Origin of the sequence: Leyella stercorea DSM 18206 (assembly GCF_000235885.1) — a bacterium.
In the GTDB taxonomy this organism is placed as follows: domain Bacteria; phylum Bacteroidota; class Bacteroidia; order Bacteroidales; family Bacteroidaceae; genus Prevotella; species Prevotella stercorea.
Genome location: NZ_JH379443.1, coordinates 1 through 2,110, shown reverse-complemented (window position 1 = coordinate 2,110; position 2,110 = coordinate 1). Strand labels below are relative to the sequence as shown.

The following is a 2,110-nucleotide window of genomic DNA, read 5'->3' as shown; positions in this document are numbered from 1 at the left end:
TGTTAAAAACACAACAATATTATTTGATCCCCGATATGATATACGCAGCCATAAAGAGACCTCCGTAAACAGATGCATTATACCCATAAGGGTACAATAAGTGCTTACAAGGTCTCCACGGGATAGATGTATTCACACCCCGGGACATCTACCGTTGACCACGTTCAAGACAATAATTACTGTGAATTTGCTAGATTAACAGAGAGTCTCAAACATAGCGTCGATAAACGCCTTTAATATGTCCGGATTATCGTCCCACCCAAAGCCCGCTTCGCATAGATGTTTCTTTCGATTTCACCATGCTCCACACGGCGTGAGCTGTCTCATGATATTTGTACAAGAACTCGTCTTGACTTAATATTAAAATTGAGACATGATAATCCGAAAGCAAAATTATACAAATTTTCTCATACTAAAAAATAAATGTTAAACAATTTTATTAATAGTTCTATCTTTTCTGGGAAAAGATGTTGATGGATGTTAATACATTATTGCTGTCCGCTAAAACTTCAAATAGAATTATAAAAACATGCAAAAATGTGCGGTATTTTATAAAATTATCCGTAGAATATTGCCGTATTCTCGTAATTAATTGTATTTTTGCAGCAGTAATGACATTTTATTAGATGTGAGATGGATAATAATATAATTAGTAAAGTGGCAGCACTTGGTGGCACTATCTCCACTACAGATATATCTCATATGTCAGAGTATAAACGACTGTTGAGAGCTAAGGAGCGTGGCGACTTGATAAAGTTGCGTCATGGCATATATGCCGTTCCCGATACCTTGCTTAATACAATGATAGATGTGGAGCGGATTGTACCTAATGGCATTGTATGTCTATACAATGCGTGGGCTTACCATCAGCTTTCGACAACTGTTCCACCTGCTTTTTGCATTGCCATCGCCAACAAACGGAAAGTAGTTATACCTGATACGCTACCGATAGAGTTGTATTATTGGAAGAAAGAGAACTTGGAGTTTGGCATTATGAATGCAGAAATTTCTGGGTATCATGTTCGCGTCACCGACATGGAGCGAAGTGTTTGCGATGCTGTGAAATACAGAAACAAATTGGGGCTGGATGTTTGTACAGAAGTGATACGCTCCTATCTGAGAAAGCCCAACCGAAATCTCACTCGTTTGCAAGATTATGCCAAACGCCTCAGAGTATTCAACACATTGAAGAATTATCTTGAAATAGCAATAGAATAAAATGGGAAAGAAAAACTACGGCAAGTCTGTAAAGACACGCTTGCTCAATCTAATGAATGAAACAGGCTATAAATATATGTATCTCTTGGCAAGATACTTTAACGAAAGGTTGCTTTACAGAGTATCTGTTAGCCAATATAAGGACAACTTCTTATTAAAAGGAGGCTCTTTGCTTTATGCTATGAATGGACTTGAGGCACGTCCTACGGTAGATGTTGACTTTTTGGCAGACAGAATCAGCCGTGACAGGGATTTCCTTGCGCATGTGTTCCAAGAAATCTTGGACATAGTATGCGATGAGGATGGAGTGTCGTTTGACGTTGATAGCATCAGGTTGGAACCTATCACTGTCGAAAAGAAATATCCTGGCACCCGATTCTACTTTACTGCCCACATGGATACCATTTCTTATAACATGTCTGTTGACATTGGTTTTGGTGATGTTGTGACCCCATATCCCACAACCATTGATTTTCCATTGCTTTTGCCAGACATTCCATCTGTAAACATACAAGCATATTCCTTGGAGACAGTTGTCGCCGAGAAATTCCATACGATGATAGACCGTGATGTACTTAATAGTCGCATGAAAGATTTCTTCGATTGCTATCAACTCTTGACAAAGAGAGACTTGGATGATGAAACATTATACGATGCTATCAAGGCAACTTTCGACAATCGTGGTCTTACGTACAATCCTGAATTACAGTTGTTCACAGAAGATTTTTCAACAGATGTAGCACGCATTACCCGATGGAAAGCTTTCCTGAAAAAGATTCAATGGAAAGAGACACTTGACTTTGAAACTGTAATGGAGGTGATAAGAAAAAGGTTGCAGCCTATGGCAGAAAAATATTGGAAATAATATTACATAGCTAAAATTTACATATCT

The 2,110-nt window shown here is 38.3% G+C and carries 2 protein-coding genes; both read left to right on the top strand.

Going from position 1 to position 2,110, the window contains the following annotated elements:
• Positions 1 to 633: 633 nt before the first annotated feature.
• Positions 634 to 1,218, top strand: coding sequence for a type IV toxin-antitoxin system AbiEi family antitoxin domain-containing protein (locus tag HMPREF0673_RS08615; protein WP_007901016.1), 585 nt, complete (start codon positions 634 to 636; stop codon positions 1,216 to 1,218).
• A 1-nt stretch (position 1,219) separates the two neighbouring features.
• Positions 1,220 to 2,083: a nucleotidyl transferase AbiEii/AbiGii toxin family protein gene (locus HMPREF0673_RS08610; RefSeq protein WP_007901014.1), complete on the top strand. Its 864-nt coding sequence runs from the start codon at positions 1,220 to 1,222 to the stop codon at positions 2,081 to 2,083.
• The last annotated feature ends 27 nt before the right edge of the window (positions 2,084 to 2,110 follow it).